Raw genomic sequence first — 22,777 nt, 5'->3', positions numbered from 1 at the left:
TTAAACCATAAAGGCCATAAAAGCGTTTTTATTTTAATATCGCATGACAGATATCTTATTGAAAAAGTAGCTGATGAAATAATTGAAATTGAGGACAAAAAAGTAAAACACTATAAAATGAATTTAAGTGCTTACTTAAACGAAAAGGATAATGAAGAAAAACAACATAATTTAAAATTAGATAAATATAATAAAGAAAAAGAAAAGTTAAAAAATAATATAAAACTTAGAAAAGCACATTGAATTAAACAAAATATAAAAAGTAAAAAATTGAGTTTTTTTGAACAAAAATTACTTGATAAAAAAGGAAAAATTCAGTTGATAAAAACTTTATGCAGTTTAAAACAAAATTAGCTAAATTAGAAGAAGTTGATAAGAAATATATATAATAAAAAAATTAGTTTTAATTTTGGACCTAACATCAATAAAAAACGATTAATATATTTGGAAAATCATAGTATTGAAATAAATAATCAATATAGAATTGCAATTACAGGTAAAAATGTAATTGGAAAAAACAACGTTGTTAAAAGAAATTAATTTTGCTTTAAAAATAGAAAATAATTTATCAATTGGTTTTCTTGAACAAACAATGGATACAAAAACACTTGAGTTTAGAGTTGAAGAATTTATTGATTATTTAATGTATGAAAAAAGATCAGAAATAAAAAAGTATCTTTCACAATTTAGTTATTCAGATAAAATTTTTCATAAAAAGGTTAAAGAACTAAGCGAAGGTCAAAAAATGCAATTAAAAATTAGTCTTTTATTATGCAAGGAAATAAAAGTTTTATTACTTGATGAACCTACTAATTTTTTAGATTTACAAACTGTAAGTAAATTGCTAAATGCATTAGAGGAATATTAAGGTACGATTATATTTATTAGTCATGATAAATTCTTTATAAATAACCTTGCATTAAAAGTAATAGATTTAGATTTAAAAAATAAGATAAGATACATTTATGGTTAAATAAGTTAAAAACCAAATTAAATATAAAAATGATAAAATTATTTAAAGGAGATTTATATGAAGGGATTATTTGATATAAGTAACGCGTTAGTTATATTCGGCGCATCAATTCCGTTTTTATTTATTTTCATTTTCTTTTCATCACTTCTTTTGGTATCATTTTTAATTTTTCTAACTAAGTTTGTTGTTACTAAAATTAAAATTGATAAAAATAGTAATAACTTGGAAATTGAAAAGATTAAAATTGATGAAGAAATAAATTCAATTGTAAAAGACTCAAAAATTAAAGAAAGGAAAGAAGTAAATGAATAACGAAATTATAAATGGAATGCAACAGCCAAATCCAAATGAACAAAATCAAATTAAAAACCCTAATTATGTAAATAGTAGTAATTCAATTCTAGGTGAAAAAAAATTCACAGAGATAGTTCCAGAATTTAGCAAAGAGGAACTTGATGCAGTAAATATTAATAAAAGAATTGCTAAAGAAATTAAAATGGAAAAATATAAAATAGCATTCTTAATGTTCGCTTCTATATTATGCATTTCTGTTTCAGCATTTTTTATTGCACTTAATTACATTAAACTTGAAGATGGACAAAACTTTTTAAAAATTGATTCAACTTTAGTTCCAAGTGCAGGAATTATGATCACTATCTTAGTTTTAAGTTTAATGGTTATGATCAAAGCTTTAATTGATTTAAATCATATCCTAATTGATGTTAAAAGATATAAATCAGATTTATTAATGGGTAGAGAAAGAATTCCATTCTTTATTATTAAAAGTTATAAAAAAATTGTTAAAAGACATATTTACTTAAATTGAACATCCTTTGGAATTTATTTATATGGTGGTTTAACGACACTAATCCTATTCTTAGTTAATAAAATTGATACTGTTCATGTGGATTCTGAAATAATGATATTTATTATCATTTTAAGTTTAACAGCGATTTTACAAATCTTTTCTTTAGTTTTTAACTATTCAAGAAAAGGAAATATTGATTCATTCTATGGATATGAAATAGTTTCTATAGATCAACAAATCGCTTTAAAAAAATCAGCTAATAAATTCTGTATGTTAATTTTTTTCACTTTACTAGCAATTGTACTATTTGTATTATTTATTCCATATTTTATTATGAGAAAAAAATCAAACAAAAAACTTTGATGATTTTTATAAAAAATTTATTTTCAGTAAAAGTATTGTAATTTACACACATATTGAGATAAAATATTAATAGTTCATTGAATTGGAGTTGAAAAAATGGCAAGTATTATCGTACATGAGGGAGAATCAATTGAAAAAGCTCTTAAACGATTTCAAAAAGTAGCATCATCAAACAAAGCTGAAGCTAGAAAACGTGAATATCACCTAAGTAAAAAAGAAAAAAGAATTTACAAACAAAAACAAAACCGTAAATATAAATAATAATAGGCAAATAATAATTGCTAAAAAGATGCTTAATGCATCTTTTTTTATTTAAAATGCAATAAAACCAAATTGAACTATATAATAAATTTAATCACAAAAAGGAGTCATTCATGAAAGTATTAGTTTTAGGTGAAGCTGAAACATTAGGTTTTGCAATAATTAAAGAATTAAAAGAAAGTAAACATAATTATGAAATCATTATAGGTGGAAGAAAATCAGGTGATATTCAAGTAGATATAACTTCATTAGAAAGTATAAAAGCAATGTTTGAAAAACTTGGTAAAGTTGATCATATAATTATGGCGGCAGGTTCGCAGCGATGAAACCTATTGAAGAATTAACAAATGAGGATGTAATATTTTCAATTAGCAGTAAATTATTAGGTCAAGTTAATATGGTGTTAGTTACAAGCAAGTATGTTAATAATAATGGAAGCATAACTTTAATTGCAGGAGTAATTAAAGATGAATTAATCAAAATGGGTTCTATGTATGCATTAACTAACGGTGGAGTTGCAGCATTTGCCAAAGCAGCAGCGTTTGATGTTAAAAATAACATTAGAATTAATTGTGTAAGTTCAAGTGTATTTCATGAATCAATGGTTGAATATGGAGAATACTTTAAAGGTGTTAAACCAGTTCCGGTTGTAAAAGCAGCTAAAGCATTTATTAATATTATTGAAGGTGAGATTAATGGTCAAGAAGTTAAGGTTTATTAATAAAACCCTCATAGAATGAACTAAAAAATAATTAAGTTATTTTAAAATAGGACTATAATGAAATTAAGGATAAAGAAAAACATAGTGTGAGTGGGCGGCTATAAAATATGATTTACTTGCTTTAAGTAGATTAAAAATAAATTCCATTTCACATGTATTTTTCAAATTTTATAAATGTTTATTAAAACAATTAGTACTATGTTTATGTTTTTTTGAAAAGTATTTTGCAAAGGAAAAGAGATGATATAAATGAAATTTTTATTATCCGTATTATGTAGTCTTAATGTATTTTCTATGTCTGCTGACTAGCTGCAACGCATAAACCTGAACAAAATCCAGTAAAAACAAATCTTAAATGAGATTTAAACTTTACAAATGTTAGAGATTTATTACAACATTATTTGTTACGTTAATATTATGCAGCATAACATGATTTTGTTGTAGATGATGGTCCTTATAAAGTTTGCAATGTTGATTCATTTTTAATAAATGATGCTTATTTTACTAAAGATCCAACAATTTCTCAAGCTCCAGAAAGATATTCTAATAAAGAATTATTGCATTCAGAAAATGACAAACTAACAAATGATACTAATCAAGAACAAACAATGCAATCAGCTAGCTTTTCAAGAACATATATTGATTCAATTGCTTATAGAATAACAAAATCAGTTGGTTTAGAATTGGAAGCTAAAATTAAATTCTAAATACTAAATTAACTTTTCAATTTTCTTCAACTACTACAAGAACAGATACAACACAAACAACTTTAACAGCTCTATCACAACTTGTTAAAGTTTCAGCTCATTCAGCAATGTCTGTAACATATAATGTTTATCAACAACATAAAATATATGACGAGTTAATAATAGGAAAATTAAATCCAATACAATGATTTATGCTAAATTCAGCAATAATTTTTCAGTATTATCAGGTAATTAACGTGCTTATACAATGAATGATTCAATTTTAAAAATTTTATACAGTGACGGTGTTTATCCTGATAACCATGATGTTGTTTATGAAAGCATTAATGGCGATATTATTGTTTTAGCAAATGCTGAAGTTGAAACAGTTGAAAATTCACTTAATGTAGATATAAAATCTGCAGTTAAATTAAATGAAAAAATAACAAGATAAATATAAAAATGATTTTATAGCCTAAAAAAACACTATTTAAATCTCAATTAGTGTTTTTTATTTTAAATTAATTGTAAAGCCATTATAAACGTAAATAAATCCTTCAATAAAGTTTGATTGTAAATATGCTAAATACATAATATTTAAAAATTGCTTTTCAGTAATTTCTGTTCGTTTTAATAAGTTAGAAGAATACTTAACAATAGTATTAATAATTACTCGTGAATCAAATAATACTTCATCATAAACTACTTCATTTTCAAAAACACCTTTAATAACATCTTTGATTATTTCATTTCCACCAAAATTTGAAAGAACTTCACGCTTAAACTTGTTTCATTTTTCTAATAAAACATGATTAGCAAATTTAACTGCTTCTTTTTTATTTAATTTTGTTAAATCATAATCAACTTTTTCTGTATAAAAAGCAGCTATGGTACTTAAAGCAGTTGTGTAACTATTTAATTGCATGTAATTAATAATTGATTTATCAAATTTTTTAAATGCGTGTCTTTCACTAACAATTGTTTTTAGCTTTGGAGTATAAAAGTTTAAGTAATTATTTACACCCTTAATGAAATCATTAAAAGGTACATCGTTTATGTTATTAAAAGTGATGTAGTCATTTGGTTCTAAACCAAATTTTCAAATAAAAATTTTACATTTTTGTAACTTCTTGTTTATTGGTTTATCTCATCATGAGTTAAGTTCCTCTAAATGACTTAATTCTGTTGCATTTAGCTCTTTTAGTTTAAATATCTGAATCATTATAACTCCTTTATTTTCTATACTTTTTATATTATAAGGTATAATTAAGTATAATTATACTTTAAAAGGAGAACCAATATGAACAATGAAATCGAAATTGATTTTTTAGAACCAAGTTTAGCAATCATTATATCTAGTTTAGAAAATATTGAAACAGAACTTAAAAGCAATGATCATTTAACTAAAATTTTAGACCAACTAAATGAAGTTGAAGAGATTAATGAATTATCTAAAATATTAGCAAATTTTAAAAAACTTGAAAAAGAACTACTAAGTCAAATTAAAGCTTTAAAATATAAAGAAGAATTTGATATTATTTGTGACTTACAAATCGCTAGCGCAATGAGCAATTATTTAGGAAGTGATAAATTTTTATTTAAATTTACTGATTCACTAGAAGCAAGAGCACAAGCAAAAGAATTAATTATTACACAAGAAAATATTTTAGAAATTTATAAAGAAGAAATAATCTTACAAATTAATAAAATTTATACTGAAGCAATTTTAAAATTTAAAAATGTATTTAATAATGATCATGAATTCATGAAAGTCTTAAAAATTGCTGCTGAAGAAAATAACTTAAATGACTTAAGAGAAGCAAGTAAATTATTAGTTAATATTTTAAAAATTGAAAGAACAATTGATGATGTTAAAAAATATGAATTACTTGAAGTATTAAATAAAGCTGAATCATTAGTTAATTTAATTGATATTTGATCACAATATGAAATGGACTTTGAAGAAGAATAATAATGGACTCAAAAGTTATAATTGCTATATTCATGATAGGACTATATGTAATCATTTTAATAGTTGTTGGAATTTTAGCTTATATTTACTCAGTTAAACATAAACCTTATAAAAAAGTTAATGATGAGTATTTAAAAGAAATTGCAGAATTTAAGAAAACTGAAAATAGCATCTTAAATAACCTAAAACTTATTAAAACTAAATTTGAACTTGCTGATGATGAAAAAATTTATTTTGTTGATGAATTAAATATATCTTTTAATGAAATTAATTATAAAAAAAGCAAAAAGAAAGAATTTGATGATAAGTATGATCAATATGTGAAAAAATTAAAAAAGAACTATTCATTATTTAGATTTAAAGCAAAACAAAATGATTTTGAAACTAATCTTGTTTATATAAGTAATAAGAGAATAGTGCTTGATAACCAAAATGAATTTAAAGTTATTAGATTAGAGAATGTTTTATTAAATGAATATCTTGTTTCAAATTTTAATGGTGAATATTACAAAAGCATTTATGTAAAAACAAAAAGTGAAGAAATTTATTTTGTAACTGATGATTTAAAACTAAATGCAATTATTGCTAAGTTTAGATTGGAGCAAGCATAATATGAAAATAATTATATTTCCTTTAATAATATCAATAATATTATTAGCTTATTCAATATACATCTTTGTTAAAGATTTAAAAAGTTATAGTCAAATTAAAAAGTTAATTAAACAAGATTCAAAGTATTTCAAAAATAAAAAACTATTTATAATTTTAATAATATATCTAATTACAGTACTTGTAATGAGTGTTATATACATTGCAATTACAATTGTTTACATGGTTATTATCAATGATGCTTTAATTCTTACTCAATCAATTATAAGTATTATTTATATGATTTTATTATTAGTTTGGTTAACACTAATTCAAAAAGTTATTAAATCAATATTTGTTGTTGTTAAAAATAATAAAATTGTAATTTGAGATCAAGTTATTAGTTTTACAGATATTGAAGTAATTAAAAATGATGTTAACCGTAGAAGAATAATTTTTAAAGTTAAGGAAGCTGAAAGTTACAATTTTATTAAAATTTTGTATCACTGAGAATTAAAAGATTTCTTAAATGAATTAAAACTTAATACAGAATTTATATAGGAGGTAAATATGTTTAAGCAAAGTTTATTTATAAAATCCGCAGCAAATAAATCTGGATGAATTAATGATGATATCCCAGAAGTTTGTTTTGTAGGAAGAAGTAATGTTGGTAAATCAAGTTTTATTAACACATTAGCAAATAATAAAAAATTAGCAAAAGTTGCTAACACACCAGGTAAAACAAGATTATTAAACTTTTTTGATATTAACAAAAGTAGTTTTAGACTTGTTGATGCTCCAGGATATGGTTATGCAAAAATTTCAAATGATATGAAAATTGAATTTGAAATTATGATGGAAGATTATTTAACAACAAGAAATAATTTAAAATTAGTATGTATGTTGGTAGATTTAAGACATAAACCAACAAATGATGATATTCAGATGTATAATTTTTTAAAAGCTAATGATATTCCTGTATTAATCATTGGAACTAAATTAGATAAGTTGAAAAAAAATGAATATGTTAAAAATGAAAAAATGATTAAAGAAACATTACAATTTAATCCAAGTGATATATTTGTTAAAGTTTCAAATTTAGATAAAATAAATATAAAAGATAGCTATGATGCATTGATTAGCTTGTTAGAGGTAGAAAATGGATAATTGAGAGAGTAGCAAGATAAAAGATATTGAAGATAAGTTAAAAACTGATATTAAAACCGGTTTAACAGAAACAGAAGCCGCAAAAAGATTAGAAGAAAATTGTAAGAACGAATTACCAACAGCAAAAGTAACACCTTGATGAGTTACATTTTTACATGCGTTTGTTGAACCATTGCAATTAATATTAATGTTTGCAGCTGTTATTTCAGTTGTTGCGCCATTAATTTCATCAATTGAATCAAAATTAGGTTTCCACGAATTTATTGATTTTATTGTTATTATGTTAATCGTTATAGTTGATGCTGTTTTAGAAACAGTTCAAACAGTTAAAGCAAGAAAAAGTGTTGATGCACTTAAATCGCTTTCAAAACCAAAAGCAGTTGTATTAAGAGATCATAATCAAAAAGAAATTGATGCAGCTGATTTAGTTGAAGGAGATATTGTTATTTTAGAAGCTGGAAAATATGTACCAGCAGAATTAAGAATAGTTCAATCAGCTGATTTCATGATTGATGAAGCGATTTTAACAGGAGAATCAGTTCCTGTTGTAAAAACACACAAAGTAATTGGAGCTAAAACAATTTTAGCTGAAAAGACTAATATTGCATTTATGTCAACTTTCACAACATCTGGTAGAGCAGTTGGAATTGTAATCGGAACAGGTTTAAATACAGAAATTGGTAAAATTTCTGAAGCAATTGATAAAAATGAAGAAAGTGAAACTCCACTTGAGAAAAAAATCAGTAAATTTGGATACATTATTAGTTGTATTGCTGGTTTAATTGGAATTTTAGTATTCTTACTATTATCACTTGTTGGTGGATTTGAAGCTTGAGCAAGTTATCTAATGGTTGCTATTACTTTAGCAATTGGGGTGATTCCAGAATCATTAGCTGCTGTTATTTCAATTACATTAAGTTTTTCAACAAAAAGAATGGCTAAGAATAATGTGATTGTTAAAAAACTTGCAAGTGTTGAAACACTTGGATCAGTTAATGTTATTTGTACAGATAAAACAGGAACATTAACTCAAAATAAAATGACAGTTAAAAAAGTTATTGATAATAATAAAATCATGGATGCTGATGAATATTTAGGATTAGAAAAAACTCAGCAAAAAGAATTATTATTAAAAGCATTAGTATTGCCAAATGACAGTATTACAGAAGGTAATGAAAGAATTGGTGATCCAACTGAATTGGCATTAGTTGATTTTGCTGAATTAATGGGTGTTGATGAATTAATTTATCGTAAGCAATTTGAAAGAATTGATGAACTACCATTTGACAGCGAAAGAAAATTAATGAGTACATTAAATACTGTTGATAAAAAATCAATAGCATTTACAAAAGGTGCTATTGATCAATTATTAAGCATTTGTGATCATATTATGATTGATAATAAAGTAATTGCTTTAACTGAAACTCATAAACATGAAATCATGCGTGTAAGTACAAATTTAAGTGATGATGCATTAAGAGTGCTTGCTTTTGCTTATAAAGAAGTTAAAAACAATAAACTTGAAGAAAAAGGTCTTACATTTATTGGAGCAGTTGCCATGATTGACCCTGTTAGAAAAGAAGCTGTTCAAGCAATTGAAGAAGCACATGCTGCAGGAATTGAAGTATGTATGATTACAGGAGACCATGCTATTACAGCATTAGCAATTGCTAGAGATTTAGGATTAGCATATGATGCTAAACAAGTTATTTCATCAGATAGATTAGATACAATGTCAGATGAAGAATTAGCAGAAGTAATTGATAATATTCGAGTATTTCCTCGTGTTAACCCTGAACATAAAGTTAAGATCGTTTCTACTTTACAGAAAAAGGGTTATATTGTATCAATGACTGGTGATGGAGTTAATGATACACCAAGTTTAAGTAAAGCTGATATTGGGGTTGCTATGGGTATTACAGGTACTGATGTAGCTAAACAAGCCAGTGATGTTATTTTAACTGATGACAACTTCGCTACAATAATGACTGGAGTTAATGAAGGAAGAAACGTTTATCAAAAAATTAAACGTGCAATTACTTTATTAATGGGATTTAACTTAGCAAACGTTTTATCTATTTTAATTATTTCTTTAATCTTTAAAATTTCTCCATTAGAAGCAACAAATATTTTATATATTAACTTAATTGTTGAATCATGTTTAGCCATTGCGATTGGAATGGGGCCATTAGATAATACTTTAATGAAACTTAAACCACAGGTTGGTAAAAACGGGTTATTAAAAGGTTTAATTGTACCAATTATTAAAATCGGAGTTCTATCTGCGTTATGTTCAGTTGGTTCATTCTTTATTGGAATGATGGCAACAGATACTGACTTATGATTAAATTATGATTTTAAATCTGCATATCAAGTTAATTTTAAATTAAGTTCAACTACTTGATTAGGTCAAATTCATGAAATTATGAATAGTAGCTTAAGTGGAATTGTTAGAAACAAAATATTAGATGAATACATCGTATTTGGTAGAACTGCAATGTTTATTACAATTGTTATGTCACCATTATTCTTTGCACACTTAATTAAAATATCAAATTGAAAAGCATCTAAAAAAATTACATGATCAGTTTCTAAACCATTAATTTATGCTTCACTGATTGCATTTGCATTATCAGTTGGAGTGATTGCAATTCCTGGTTTAAATGATAAAATTTTAGGTCTAGCAGGTTATACTGAAGATACTGCAAAATTAACAAGTGCTAATATTTGAATTATGTTCGTAGCATTTGCCATTTCAATTGTTCCATTCTTATTAATTATGTTAATTGATGGAATTGTATTCTATTCATATCATTTATCAGTTGATAATTGACAAAAAAATCAAATGTTAATTGCTGAAATGATTAATCAAGATGTAAAAGAACAAAACAAAAAACGTAAAAAATAACAAAACAAGTGAAATTTCCAATTAAAAAAGGATGTTTCACTTTTTGTTAAAGATTAAATATTATAAAATTAATATATTGAAATGGAGAGATTACTAATGAAAAAAGAATTAGATGCTAAATATAATTATCAAATCGTTGAAGAAAATAGATATGATTGATGAATTGAAAATAATTATTTTAAAGCAAATCCAGATTCTAAAAAACTAAAATTTTCAATTGTTTTACCTCCACCAAACGTAACAGGAAAATTACACATTGGTCATGCATGAGATGGAAGTTTGCAAGATGCTATTATTAGATTTAAAAAGCTAAATGGCTTTGATGTTTTATACTTACCTGGAATGGATCACGCTGGAATCAGTACACAAGTTAAAGTAGAAGCTAAGTTAAGAGAACAAGGTATTAATCGTTTTGATTTAGGAAGAGAAAAATTCTTAGAGCAAGCTTGAAAATGAAAACATGAATATGCTGCAATCATTAGACAACAATGAGCTAAATTAGGTTTAGCATTTGATTATAGTCTTGAAAAATTCAGTTTAGATGATGATATTAATAAAATTGTGACAGAAATCTTTGTTGACTTTTATAACAAAGGATTAATTTACAAAGGGAAACGTATTGTTAACTGAGATCCAATGCAAAAAACTGCAATTTCAAATATTGAAGTAATTTATAAAGAAGTTGAAGGATTTATGTATCATTTTAAATACATGCTTGAAGGAAGCAATGAATTTTTAAGTGTTGCAACAACAAGACCTGAAACTATGTTTGCAGATCAATGTTTAGTAGTTAATCCTAAAGATGAAAGATATCTTTCATTTATTGGTAAAAATGTAATTAATCCAGTTAATAACCAGCTTATTCCAATTATTGCTGATGATTATGTTGAATTAGACTTTGGAACTGGGGTTATGAAGTGTACTCCTGCACATGATTTAAATGATTTTGAAATTGGTGTTCATCATAATTTAGCTAAACCTATTTGTATGAATGAAGATGGAACTATTAATGAAATGGGTGGAAGTGAATATCAAGGACTTGATCGTTTTGAAGCAAGAATTAAAATAATTGAAAACCTTACAAAAGCTAATACATTCATCAAAGCAGAACCAATGATTCATCAAGTTGGATTTAGTGAAAGAAGTAATGCAATTGTTGAACCATATTTAAGTGATCAATGATTTGTTAAAATGGATAGTTTTGCTGACATGATTTTAAAACTGCAAAAAAGTGATGAAAGCATTAAATTCTTCCCTGAACGTTTTGATCAAGTATTAAAAAAATGAATGGAGAACATTCATGATTGAACTATTTCAAGACAATTGTGATGAGGACATAGAATTCCAGCTTGATACCACAAAGATGATAAAACTAAAATTTATGTTGGAATGATAGCACCAAGTGATGCTGAAAACTGAATTCAAGATGAAGATGTTTTAGATACATGATTTTCATCAGGTTTATGACCGTTTGCTACTTTAATGCGTGGAGAAGGATTTAAATCTAAATATTTCAAAGAATATTTACCTAATGGTGTTTTAGTAACAGGACATGACATTATCTTTTCATGAGTTTCAAGAATGATTTTCCAAACAATTGAATATACAGGTCAAATTCCATTTAAAGATGTTTTAATTCATGGTTTAGTAAGAGATGAGTATGGAACTAAAATGAGTAAATCATTAGGTAATGGAATTGATCCAATGGATGTTATTGCAAACAATGGATCAGATTCATTAAGATTTTCATTACTAACTAATTCAACCCCAGGTCAAGATATCAGATATAGTGATAATAAAGTTAAATCAGCTTGAAATTTTATTAATAAATTATGAAATGCTTCAAGATACGTACTAATGAATTTAGAAGAAGATTTCAAACCTTGAAATCAATCAGAAATCTTAGGTTCGAAACAATTAAACGAAACTGATAAATGAATCCTAACTGAATTTAGTAAAGTTTCAAAACAAGTTAATTATTTAATTGATAAATATGAGTTTGCTATTGCAGGAAAAATGCTTTATGATTTTGTGTGAAACACATACTGTAGTTGATATATTGAGTTTGCAAAAGTTAACTTAAATAATCCTGCAACAAAAGAAGCTACTCAACAAGTAATTGTTTATTTATTAAAAAATATTTTAATTATGTTACATCCATATTTACCATTTGTAACCGAACACATCTATAAAACTTTAGATATGAAAGCTTCAATTTTAGAAGAATCATGATTTGATCAAGAATTTAACTTTGAAACTGATTATATTAACGTGGTTATTGAATTAATTAATTCAATTAGAGAGTTTAGAGCAGTAAATAACATTAAAAATACTGTTGTATTAAACTGAAATGCAACTAATGGAAATTTAACTGTACTAAGTAAATATTTAAATGAAATAAACATTTTCTTAAATGAGTTTGTTAATGCTAATTTAACAGTTGATAAACAAGTAGAAACTGAAACAACAAGTTTACCTGTATTAGATTTCTTTATCGAAATTTCAAACGATGATTTCATTGATAAAGATAAAATGTTAGCAGAATTAATTAGTAAGAAAAAAGAGCTTGAAAATGAAATTTTAAGATCTGAAAAGATGTTAAATAATCAAAATTTCATCTCTAAAGCTGCTCCAGCAAAAATTGCTGAAGAAAATGAAAAATATAATTTATATAAACAACAATTAGAATTAGTAGTTGATAAACTTAATAAAATGTAAAAAAACAGTGGTTTCACTGCTTTTTTATTATTATAAATAATTAATATATTCAAATAAAGTATAATTTAATAAAAAGGGGGATTATTATGAGAAACGTTTCACTAGATTTAATAAACAAAATTAATAATTATATTTTAGTTCAAAAGTTTTCTGCTGATGCTACTTTAGCAATTCTTAAAAGAGAAATTTTAGACTATCATAAGCAAATTCAAGAACACATTAGAAAATATGCAATGTATTTAATCTGACTTGATGACAATAAAAAAGATTCTGCACAAGCTTGAGAAAAATATCTGGCTAGAATTGAAATTTTAGAAGCAAAGAATAATGTTAAAGTTGTTAACGAGCAAAAAACTAAAAAATTAATTCAAGATTTACAAGATCCATATAGTTTAATTAATAAAAACAAACAAAAACAAAAAAGATTAAATTCATTATCTGAAAATGTGTGAAAACAAGAAGAAGAAAAAATGAAACCTAAACAATTATCATTTGAAGAAGTTGTTTCAAATGATGGTGAAGTTTTAATCACTAATATGAAAGTTGAAACAATTGATAATGATTTATTAAATGAGACCCTTGAAGAATTAACTGAAGATGATACTAATGAAACTTATAATTTAACTGATGAAAATATAGCTTATTTAGTTGAATCAGTTAATAAAACAATTAGTGATAATTTTGATAAAGTAGATGAAATTGAATTTGTTGAAGAAGAAATAGTAGTTCTTGATGATACATTAAATGGAAAACATTATGATACATTCTTAAATACAGCTGATATGGACGCAACAAACAATGATTTTATTCAAACTGCTGATTACAATGAGTTATATGGTGAACCATTATCATTTGAAGAGCCTAACAAAGAAATACGATTTAATTCAGAAGAAGATAAAGTGCATTTCTTACATGGTAAGCATTATATTAAAGAAGCTGAAGAGAATGAAGAAGATGTTCATACAGTAGAAAAATATCAATCAGCTCCTGAAAGTGACTTTGCTGAAGAAGATCAAATTAGAACTGAAGATTATGAAGAGTTTAATGAACTAACAACAAATAGTTTCTTAGAAACTAATGATGTTACTTTGGATAGTTTTAAAGAAACTGACTTTACACAAAGTGAACCTTTAAAAACAGCTCAAGAAGATTTCAGTACGTATGAAGACCTTGAAGAAGAAAGCATTAGCAGTGAACCGGCTAAAACTATTAGTAATAATGTAAATAATACAATCTTATTTGGTGATATTCATGAAGAATTTGATCAAGAAATTGAAAAAGAACTAACTCAAATTGAAGAAACAATCAGTAATATTGAAAGTTATACTCAAAAAGAGAAAAAACAATTAGATGATTTAATATTTAATGAAGAAGAAAGAACTTTATTCCAATTTGAACCAGAAGATTTAGATGTTGACGATACAATGTTTGAAAATGTCACATTGGCTTCAGGTGTGGATCAATTAACAAGTACAATTGATGCATTGAAATTCTTGGATGATGTTGAAGATAAATATGAAAGTATCTTAAGCACTGACTTAGACAGCGAAATGATTGAAGATGCACGTGAAGACTCAACAATTGATGCATTGAAATTCTTGGATGATGTTGAAGACAAGTATTCAGATTTATTTAAAGATATAAGCGATGATGAAATTGATACAATCGATAATCTAATTGATAATCAAACAGCAAACTAAATAAAATAGATTCATGCTTTAGAACATATTGTTAAAGTTGGGTGCATAACACTTTTGCCGGAGGTAATATCCTCTGGTTTTTTATTTGCTAATTATTGAAAAGGAGAACACATATACATAGATATAAATAGACAAAACACAATATTAGCAATATAAACAAAAGGAGTTATACAAAATGAATATTCAAAATAACATTATACAAAAAGAACTTATACAAAATAACAATAAACAAAATAATAAATGATTATTATTAAGTTTAATAAATAATTTACCATCAGAAATAGATTTAATAATTTAAACATTTAAAGATACATATTCAGAAAAAGAATTTAAAAATATTTGAGAAGATTTAATGCTTGATATAGCAAAAGATACAAATAATTTAAAGCAATATAAAATTTTAAAAGATTACATACTTGATTGTGCAATTAATGAAGATTTAGTAAAAATTTTAAATGAAGGTTATTATTATGGACAATACATCGAGTTAGATGATGAAGTAGTAAAAGAATTAATAAATGATGATTATCATTTGGAGTTAATTTAATGAAATTAAACCTAATGCAAAGAATGAAAGAAAATTCTATTCTGAACAAGAAGCAATTGATCAAATTAATGCATACAAAGAAAATTCAAGTATTAAAACTGTTAAAAATGGTGAAATCAAATTAAAAATTTAACAAGATACAGTAAAAGCAGAAAACGATGAGCCTGTTTATAATAAACAATTTAAAATTGCTGCAAAACTAGTTAATAAAGAAATTAAATAAAGCGATGAAACTACAAAAGATAAAACTATCACTTTAGATACAGTTATTGATACAAAAACATTAGTTAAAAAAGCTGATATTTAAAAATTACTAGAAGATGCAGTTATGAATAAAAAATATAACACTCAAGCAGACTTAACTAACGCACTTATAAAACAAAGTTATTAGAAAAAACAACTTTAACTCAAGTATCAATAGTAAAAATTGAAGAATTAGCAGTAATTATGCAACGATAATATTAGATAAATACAATAGATGAGATGATGTTGATGACAATAACAGTCCAAAAAAATTATCATTAAATTCAACAATTAAAGATACAAGAATAGACTTAACTGCAGTTTCAAGTAATATAAAAGCAAAAATATTAACTAAAACTTTTAAAGATGAAGCAGAAATTAAAGATTATGTAGCAAAAGAAATTGTTATTGAAGGACTAAAAGTAGCAGTTACTAAAGTTTCTGGTTCAGAAGCAAATGGTTGAATTATCTCATTAAGTTTAACTTTAGAAGAAAGTTACAGATGAACAAATGGTGCAACAAATTTAGTATAAATTAAGGCAATATCATCAAAATAAATAATAGCAAAAAACTAAAAGTCAATTTATTTTAGAATAAAGGAGAAAACATGAAAAAATTATTATCCAATCTTAACTGTATTGGTCTTACAAGTAGTTCTTTGATTACATATCCTGTACTTAGTCAAGTTATAAAGAATAATATTTTCTCTAATAAACAAAATAATTTGACTGTTTTAAAAACAAGTGAAATTAAAAGTGATTTAGAAAATCAATTAAATGATTTTGTTTTCAAATCTCAAGCTGAGGCAATTGCCAAAATTAAATCTAATTCTGTAGCAGGACTTGAATATAAAACTTCAGTAAGAATTGGTAAAGATAAAAATCCAACATTTGGTTTAAGTATTTTTGAAGTTTTGTTACGATAAATGATAAAGATAAATTTGTTTGAGAAAATAATCCGTCTTATAAATTATATTTAACTTTAACAGCTTATATTGACACTAGATATACTGTAAGTACTAATGAAATTCAAAATGAGCTTGATAAACAATACAATACAAAGTTTTTCAATTCACAGAAGCAGCAAAAATAGAAATTCTTTCAAATTATCAAATAGTTGAAGGCACAAATATTTTATATATTATAAGTGAAGAAAAAATAATTGGTGATAATGAAAAAGTTTGTCAAGTAAAATATGAACTTGAACTGTCATTAAATAATGATAAAAATGAAAAGATGATGTTTTAACTAAAAAGTTTTATATTAAAACAAATATTGATGAAAGATCAACAATTAATCCAAATAATGTTGAAGCTTCAATTAAAGATTCAGTTTCTGTTTCAACTAACACCCAATATAAATCAGTTTCAAAAGCTCAACAAGCATTATTGAATACTAAAGTTACTGGAATTCAATTCACAAGTGCTGATTAAAAATAAAAGATGCAGTGCTTGGTCAAACAACATTTATAGTTCAATCAACAATTGAAGGCAAAAACTACAAATGAGATGATGCTTCAATCACAAACAAAACTTTTGAAATTGTTGCAAATATTGATGAAAGAAAAATTATAGATTTTAATTAAATTCAAAATGAAATTAAAGATGAAGTAGCTAAAATTAAGAAATTCAAAACTGTTAAAGAAGTTCAACAACTAGTTAACAGTTATATTCTAAACAAATATTCATATATAAAAATTAGTTACAACATTGTTGGTAATGATATAGAATCTAAAAATGTTTCTATTGATTTATCACTTTCAATTGATGGTAAAAATTACAAGTGAAATGATAATACAATAGAGGCTAAAAAACTTCCTTTAAATGTCGATTCGACATTGGTATTTAAAAATAGTAATATGGCTACAATGCAGGGTGTTGATTCAATGGCTTATGCAAAAAGCAAGAATAAAAATTACTTTATTGATTCTAAAGACACAATTGCTGTATAACCTTTAACATGCCCAACATGAATCCGAACACACAAATTGGTCCAGCTAACAAACCAAAAAATCTTGTTAATTTTAATGATAAGCTAGTACTATAGCTATATTGATGCTTCAAGTAACGACTCAGTTGTTGTATATTACTCTATTGAAAATGATAAAAAGGAAAAAAAATAAATTTAAAAACATTAAACATTTTTGAACGAGGCAATCCGGTTAAGGGTTTAATTTCAACAGAAAATAATCTATATATAATAGGAACTGGCAGACAAGTTGCTTCAATGGATAAAAATCAAAAAGTAACTTTACTAAACAATAATGAGAATAAAATTATAAAATCAAAATTTGCTTTCTTTGATAACAAAATATTCTTAGCTGATAGTCTATGAAATAAAGTAGAATACTTTGATAAAACATCAAATACATATGTTCAATTAGATATTCCAAATAACAAAGTTAAAATAAAAGATATGATTGTGAATAATAATAAAACTATATACCTTATTTGATTCTTCAAAATTAGTAAATTAAAAATTAGTAATTCTGCAGTTGCAAAAGATACAATAATAAGTAGTAATACTAATAACTTTAATAAGTTAATTTCACTTAATGATCAATTATTAGTCTCAACTTTAAAAGGAACTAGTAAGTTATACAAAATAACAAGTGATAAACAAACTGTAAGTCTTTCAACAGATACTTTTAGCTCTGATATTGATCTAATGTATGTGGCAATAATAGATTATATGTTGTTACAGTATAACTAAAATATCATATTATGAAAAAGCATACACATATGTAAAATAAAATAGTTTTTATGGATAATTAAGTGGTAATTAACCCACTTTTTTATTTTATGTAAGAAAAAGTTCAATAAATGTTGTTGTATTAACCACAAGTAACAAAAAAATATCTTATTTTGTTAAAATATAAAAAAGAAAAGAAGAAAACTATGAAGTACAAAAATTTGGAAATACAAGATAATAAAATCAAATTAAATAAGCATCAATCGATTTATTTTAACTTTGAAGGTTTAAAGAATAAATTAAAAGAAATTAAGTTTCCAGTTATCATTTTAGATACAGAATTCTTTAATCGAAGTCATGATTTTGAAAAGATTGAACCAAAATTGTATAGCGAAAATGAAAAAGACATAGTTTACTTAATGAATTACTCATTTGCTAAAAGTTTTAATGAAGTACAAACAAGAAATAATCACAAATCAATTAATAGCTTATCAATTAGAAGAAAAGTTAATGATGAAAAATATAACTTTAAAAATCAATATCAATCAATGATTAAAAGCTTTATAAATATGTGTGTTAATAAAAACATTAGAACAATTATTTTTGCAGGACAAGATAATGATAAAAATATCATTGAACAATGAATTAATACTTATAAAGTTTTATTTAAAAATAAAAAAACAGACTTATTTATCTTTAATAAAGAAACTAAAGCATATGATTTAAATAGTTTTGATATTTATGATGCATTAGAACAAAATTTAAGTTTTACTAATTATGCTAAAGATGGTTCAAAATTTTACAATGAACAAAATCTTAAAAAAGGTGATATTCATGATTCAATTAAAATTAGAAGCTTAAAGAAATTTTTTGATTATACTGAAGATTTACATAGTAAATATAATTTTGTTGAAGATAATATTAAGTTTTTATGTAGTAGAGCTTTAAAATTATTTAGTTTACCTGAAGTATCACAAGCAGAACACTATAGATTATCAAATTCATTAAAAGAAGCTAGAAAACATTGTTATGATGATGTTTTAAAAATTTTAGTATTAATTAAATTTTTTAGTTTTATTATGAATAAACAAATGGGGGAAACATGAGCAAGTGCATAGGGTGTGGAGTTTTAAAACAAAATAGCGATCACAATAAACCTGGTTATGTTGTTAAACCAGAAAATGAATACTGTTTAAGATGTTTTAAAATTAAAAATTACAACGAATTAATTGACCAAGAAATAAATGCAGAACATTTCATTTCAAAACTTAAAGAATTAATTAAATTAGAAAAAAAGAAAGAGATAGAATTTTATTACATTATTGATATATTTGATTTAGAAGGTAGTAGAGTTCCAGATATTGAAACAGCAATTAAGAACTATCCAGTTACAATTGTTATCAATAAGATAGATTTATTACCAAAAGCTGTTAAATTAGCAAAAATTAGAAGATATATCACTGAATTATTTGCAAAAAGTGAATTAAATAACGCAAATATTATATTGAACACAAGTTTTAAAAATAACTTTATAAACAGTTTATTAAATAAAATCAAAAAAAGTAAGACTAAGAAGTACTTTATTGGTAGTTCTAATGTAGGGAAATCATCAATAATCAATTCATTATTGAGAGCTAATAATTTAATTCCTCAAATTGTTGAATCAAAATACTTTAATACAACATTAGATTTCATTCAAATTAAGTTATCAAGTGATGATATTATTTTTGATACACCTGGAATTGCTAGAAATAATTCAATTGCTAACTTATTGAATAAAGAAGACTGAAAATACATTTATTTTAACAAAGAAGTTGCTCAAAATACATTTCAATTAAAACCAAATAATACAATTTTTTATGCAGGATTAGCTTGAGTTAATTTTGAATGGGAAAACGAAAAGCTTAATAGTTTTCATTTTTTCAATAATAAAGAAATCAAGTTACATAGAACAAATACAAAAAATGCTTTTGATTATTATGAAAGAAATAAAAAAAATATAATTTCTTATAATTTAGATCAAACTATTAATAAACAAGAATTTGAATTTACTGAAAAAGACATAAATAAAGAATTTGAAATATCTATTTCAGGATTAGGTTGATTTAATTTTAAAATCAAGAATTCAATGAAAATAACAATTAATATACCTTGTAAAGAACTGGATGTTAAAACTAAATTAAGAAAACCAATAATTTAGTATAAAATAATTTTAAAGGGGAAAGCAATGAAGGATTTACAAAATTTAAAAATGCCAGAAGTGATTGATGAAATTAATCGCTTAGCAAAAATCAAAAAAGAACGCGCTTTAACAGAAGAAGAAAATGCTTATCGAGAAGAACTAAAGATTTTATATTTAAAATATTTTAGAGCTGGTTTTGAACAACAATTACAAAATACTAAAGTTATTGATCCAGAAGGGAACGATGTAACACCAAAAAAACTTAAAAAACAAGGAGAAAGTCATGATTAATAAAGATAAAAATTTGAATGCATTAAGAATTTTAGGAGTTTCTGCAATTAATAAAGCAAACTCAGGTCACCCAGGGATTGTTTTAGGAGCAGCACCGATTGTTTATACATTATTTAATAAAATAATGAAACACAATCCTAAAAATCCGACATGATTTGACAGAGATAGATTTGTTCTATCAGCAGGACATGGTAGTGCTTTATTATATTCAGCATTACATTTAGCTGGATACAATTTATCAATGGATGAAATTAAACAATTCAGACAATGAGATAGTAAAACTCCAGGACATCCTGAATCGCATTTAACTGAAGGTGTTGATGTTACAACTGGTCCATTAGGACAAGGAATTGCAATGGGAGTTGGTTTAGCTATCGCTGAATCACATACTGCATCAGTTTATAACCAAGATGGTGTTAATCTAGTTAATCACCATACATTTGTTTTATGTGGAGATGGTGACTTACAAGAAGGTGTAGCACAAGAATCAATTAGTCTAGCAGGAAGATTGAATTTAACTAAATTAATCTTAATTCATGATTCAAATGATATTCAATTAGACGATTGAGTTAAAAAAGCACAAAATGAAAATATGCATGAAAGATTCAAAGCAGCAAATTGAAATACAATCAAAATTACTGATGGAGAAGATTTAGAAGCAATTGAAAAAACAATTAATAAAGCTAAAAAAGCTGATAAACCAACTTATATTGAAGTAAAAACAATTATTGGTATTGGTGCTACAAAACAAGGAACAAGTGCTGTTCATGGTGCACCAATTGGAGCTGACATTGAAACTGTTAAGGCTGCTTTTGATTGAAAACACAATGATTTTGAAATTCCAACAGAAGTTTATGATAACTGAAAGAAAAACTTTTCAAAAAACTTAGTGATTGAAGAACAATGAAATAATGAACTTAAAAAATTAAAAGATGTAAAACCTGAATTAGCAAAACAATTTAATGATGCTATTAATAAAAATATTAAATTTGATTATGAAGCTTTATTAGCAAATACTCCAGAAAAAGCAGAAGCTACAAGAGTAAGTTCAGGAAATATTTGAGATAACATTAATAAACAAGTTAAATTCTTAATTGGAGGTTCTGCAGATTTAGTTTCATCAACTAAAATTAAAGGGGCAGACAGTCAATTTGATGTTGATAACAGAAGTGGAAGAAATATTCTTTATGGTGTAAGAGAATTTGCCATGGGAGCAATTAACAATGGTATTCATCAACATGGTGGTTTAATCCCATTCTCAAGTGGATTCTTTGTATTTGCTGATTATATGAAACCAGCAATGCGTTTATCATCAATTATGAATACTCAACAATTATTCATCTTTACGCATGATTCAGTAGCTGTTGGAGAAGATGGTCCAACACATCAACCAATTGAACAATTAGCAATGATTAGAAGTATTCCAAATCATGTTGTATTTAGACCAGCTGATTATGCTGAGACATTAGCATCATACAAAATAGCATTAGAAGAATTAAAACATAATCCTTCAACATTAGTTTTAACTAGACAATACTTAATTCAACTACCACATAATAACGTATATGAAGAAGTTAAAAAAGGTGGTTACATTATATTTGATCAACCAAACGCAAAAGTTACATTAATTGCAACAGGAAGTGAAGTTTCATTAGCAATTGAAACAGCTAAAAAACTAAAAGAAAACAATATTATTGCAAAAGTTGTATCAATGCCATCAACAAGTTTATTTGACCAACAAGATCAAACTTACAAAGATAAAATCATTGATAAAAATACTTTAAGAGTTTCAATTGAAATGGGAACAACCTTTGGTTGAAGCAAATATACTGGTGATAATGGAATAAACATTGGAATTGATATATTTGGAGCAAGTGCACCAGCAAATACAGTAATTAGTAAATATGGATTTACAAGTGAGCAAATTTTTAATAAAATTATAAGTGTTATAAAATAAGT

Annotated in this window: 28 protein-coding genes; 26 read left to right on the top strand and 2 right to left on the bottom strand. The window is 24.9% G+C overall.

The features are described from left to right. Positions 1-117 precede the first annotated feature (117 nt). From EMELA_RS02460 to EMELA_RS02420, 10 genes are all read left to right on the top strand, one after another. Positions 118-354: a hypothetical protein gene (locus EMELA_RS02460; protein WP_028124119.1), complete on the top strand. Its 237-nt coding sequence runs from the start codon at positions 118-120 to the stop codon at positions 352-354. A gap of 154 nt (positions 355-508) precedes the next feature. Next, a complete protein-coding gene (locus EMELA_RS02455; RefSeq protein ID WP_156932105.1) occupies positions 509-868 on the top strand; it encodes an ATP-binding cassette domain-containing protein in 360 nt (119 codons plus the stop codon). A gap of 162 nt (positions 869-1,030) precedes the next feature. Beyond that, positions 1,031-1,285 (top strand): TIGR04561 family membrane protein, encoded by a 255-nt coding sequence (locus tag EMELA_RS02450; protein WP_028124121.1) that lies wholly within the window; start codon positions 1,031-1,033, stop codon positions 1,283-1,285. After that, complete coding sequence (locus EMELA_RS02445; protein WP_051584595.1) at positions 1,278-2,156, top strand: MSC_0882 family membrane protein; 879 nt, start codon at positions 1,278-1,280, stop codon at positions 2,154-2,156. Before EMELA_RS02450 ends, EMELA_RS02445 begins: the two co-directional genes overlap by 8 nt. An 84-nt stretch (positions 2,157-2,240) precedes the next feature. Beyond that, positions 2,241-2,405, top strand: coding sequence for a 30S ribosomal protein S21 (rpsU, locus tag EMELA_RS02440; protein WP_011183260.1), 165 nt, complete (start codon positions 2,241-2,243; stop codon positions 2,403-2,405). Positions 2,406-2,518: 113 nt separating this feature from the next. Continuing rightward, positions 2,519-2,749, top strand: coding sequence for a Rossmann-fold NAD(P)-binding domain-containing protein (locus EMELA_RS04885; protein WP_198407625.1), 231 nt, complete (start codon positions 2,519-2,521; stop codon positions 2,747-2,749). Next, positions 2,728-3,126, top strand: coding sequence for an SDR family oxidoreductase (locus EMELA_RS02435; RefSeq protein WP_198407626.1), 399 nt, complete (start codon positions 2,728-2,730; stop codon positions 3,124-3,126). The genes EMELA_RS04885 and EMELA_RS02435 overlap by 22 nt, the downstream gene beginning before the upstream one ends. A 482-nt stretch (positions 3,127-3,608) precedes the next feature. After that, positions 3,609-3,833 (top strand): ETX/MTX2 family pore-forming toxin, encoded by a 225-nt coding sequence (locus tag EMELA_RS05195; protein WP_084485291.1) that lies wholly within the window; start codon positions 3,609-3,611, stop codon positions 3,831-3,833. After that, positions 3,827-4,099, top strand: coding sequence for an ETX/MTX2 family pore-forming toxin (locus tag EMELA_RS05360; protein WP_084485292.1), 273 nt, complete (start codon positions 3,827-3,829; stop codon positions 4,097-4,099). Before EMELA_RS05195 ends, EMELA_RS05360 begins: the two co-directional genes overlap by 7 nt. Continuing rightward, on the top strand, positions 4,081-4,266 hold the full coding sequence (locus tag EMELA_RS02420; RefSeq protein ID WP_028124122.1) for a hypothetical protein: 186 nt from the start codon (positions 4,081-4,083) through the stop codon (positions 4,264-4,266). The genes EMELA_RS05360 and EMELA_RS02420 overlap by 19 nt, the downstream gene beginning before the upstream one ends. Before the next feature lie 57 nt (positions 4,267-4,323). Here the strand turns inward: EMELA_RS02420 and EMELA_RS02415 are convergent, their stop codons facing one another. Then, a complete protein-coding gene (locus EMELA_RS02415) occupies positions 4,324-5,034 on the bottom strand; it encodes a hypothetical protein (RefSeq protein ID WP_028124123.1) in 711 nt (236 codons plus the stop codon). Positions 5,035-5,112: 78 nt separating this feature from the next. On the opposite strand from EMELA_RS02415, the gene EMELA_RS02410 reads away from it, so the two are divergent. The 10 genes from EMELA_RS02410 to EMELA_RS02370 all read left to right on the top strand — a co-directional run bounded on the left by EMELA_RS02410 (position 5,113) and on the right by EMELA_RS02370 (position 16,580). Further along, complete coding sequence (locus EMELA_RS02410) at positions 5,113-5,784, top strand: hypothetical protein (protein WP_028124124.1); 672 nt, start codon at positions 5,113-5,115, stop codon at positions 5,782-5,784. Positions 5,785-5,786: 2 nt separating this feature from the next. Further along, the gene (locus EMELA_RS02405) at positions 5,787-6,395 is read left to right on the top strand and encodes a hypothetical protein (protein WP_028124125.1); all 609 of its coding nucleotides are present in this window, start codon (positions 5,787-5,789) and stop codon (positions 6,393-6,395) included. Between the two features lies 1 nt (position 6,396). Then, positions 6,397-6,933: a hypothetical protein gene (locus tag EMELA_RS02400; protein ID WP_028124126.1), complete on the top strand. Its 537-nt coding sequence runs from the start codon at positions 6,397-6,399 to the stop codon at positions 6,931-6,933. A gap of 9 nt (positions 6,934-6,942) precedes the next feature. Then, the gene (gene yihA / locus EMELA_RS02395; protein WP_028124127.1) at positions 6,943-7,539 is read left to right on the top strand and encodes a ribosome biogenesis GTP-binding protein YihA/YsxC; all 597 of its coding nucleotides are present in this window, start codon (positions 6,943-6,945) and stop codon (positions 7,537-7,539) included. Continuing rightward, positions 7,532-10,447: a cation-translocating P-type ATPase gene (locus EMELA_RS02390; RefSeq protein WP_028124128.1), complete on the top strand. Its 2,916-nt coding sequence runs from the start codon at positions 7,532-7,534 to the stop codon at positions 10,445-10,447. Before yihA ends, EMELA_RS02390 begins: the two co-directional genes overlap by 8 nt. 96 nt (positions 10,448-10,543) lie before the next feature. Then, a complete protein-coding gene (locus EMELA_RS02385; protein ID WP_028124129.1) occupies positions 10,544-13,165 on the top strand; it encodes a valine--tRNA ligase in 2,622 nt (873 codons plus the stop codon). A gap of 86 nt (positions 13,166-13,251) precedes the next feature. Further along, the gene (locus tag EMELA_RS02380; protein WP_028124130.1) at positions 13,252-14,865 is read left to right on the top strand and encodes a hypothetical protein; all 1,614 of its coding nucleotides are present in this window, start codon (positions 13,252-13,254) and stop codon (positions 14,863-14,865) included. Positions 14,866-15,040: 175 nt separating this feature from the next. Continuing rightward, positions 15,041-15,163: a hypothetical protein gene (locus tag EMELA_RS05190; protein WP_268875442.1), complete on the top strand. Its 123-nt coding sequence runs from the start codon at positions 15,041-15,043 to the stop codon at positions 15,161-15,163. A gap of 54 nt (positions 15,164-15,217) precedes the next feature. Further along, complete coding sequence (locus EMELA_RS02375) at positions 15,218-15,412, top strand: hypothetical protein (RefSeq protein WP_028124131.1); 195 nt, start codon at positions 15,218-15,220, stop codon at positions 15,410-15,412. An 850-nt stretch (positions 15,413-16,262) separates the two neighbouring features. Continuing rightward, positions 16,263-16,580: a hypothetical protein gene (locus tag EMELA_RS02370; RefSeq protein ID WP_028124132.1), complete on the top strand. Its 318-nt coding sequence runs from the start codon at positions 16,263-16,265 to the stop codon at positions 16,578-16,580. Positions 16,581-16,912: 332 nt separating this feature from the next. Here the strand turns inward: EMELA_RS02370 and EMELA_RS04505 are convergent, their stop codons facing one another. Then, a complete protein-coding gene (locus tag EMELA_RS04505) occupies positions 16,913-17,074 on the bottom strand; it encodes a hypothetical protein (protein ID WP_156932106.1) in 162 nt (53 codons plus the stop codon). A gap of 27 nt (positions 17,075-17,101) precedes the next feature. Between EMELA_RS04505 and EMELA_RS04500 the strand changes: the two genes are divergently transcribed. From EMELA_RS04500 to tkt, 6 genes are all read left to right on the top strand, one after another. Continuing rightward, entirely contained in the window at positions 17,102-17,239 is a 138-nt protein-coding gene (locus EMELA_RS04500; RefSeq protein WP_156932107.1) for a hypothetical protein, read from the top strand. A gap of 641 nt (positions 17,240-17,880) precedes the next feature. Beyond that, a complete protein-coding gene (locus EMELA_RS02365) occupies positions 17,881-18,366 on the top strand; it encodes a hypothetical protein (RefSeq protein ID WP_028124133.1) in 486 nt (161 codons plus the stop codon). 185 nt (positions 18,367-18,551) lie between these two features. After that, entirely contained in the window at positions 18,552-19,463 is a 912-nt protein-coding gene (locus EMELA_RS02360; RefSeq protein WP_034971162.1) for a hypothetical protein, read from the top strand. Then, positions 19,448-20,545 (top strand): ribosome biogenesis GTPase YqeH, encoded by a 1,098-nt coding sequence (gene yqeH / locus EMELA_RS02355; protein ID WP_028124134.1) that lies wholly within the window; start codon positions 19,448-19,450, stop codon positions 20,543-20,545. The genes EMELA_RS02360 and yqeH overlap by 16 nt, the downstream gene beginning before the upstream one ends. A gap of 27 nt (positions 20,546-20,572) precedes the next feature. Further along, positions 20,573-20,818 carry a DUF896 domain-containing protein gene (locus tag EMELA_RS02350; RefSeq protein ID WP_084485293.1) on the top strand — a complete coding sequence of 82 codons (246 nt, stop codon included), beginning with the start codon at positions 20,573-20,575 and terminating at the stop codon, positions 20,816-20,818. Then, positions 20,811-22,775, top strand: a complete 1,965-nt coding sequence (gene tkt / locus EMELA_RS02345; RefSeq protein ID WP_028124136.1) for a transketolase — start codon at positions 20,811-20,813, stop codon at positions 22,773-22,775. Before EMELA_RS02350 ends, tkt begins: the two co-directional genes overlap by 8 nt. Positions 22,776-22,777: the final 2 nt, after the last annotated feature.

Origin of the sequence: Mesoplasma melaleucae (assembly GCF_002804105.1) — a bacterium.
Lineage (GTDB): Bacteria > Bacillota_I > Bacilli_A > Mycoplasmatales > Mycoplasmataceae > Mesoplasma > Mesoplasma melaleucae.
Note: the sequence above shows the minus strand (reverse complement) of the source record. Positions and strands in the feature narration are given on the sequence as shown.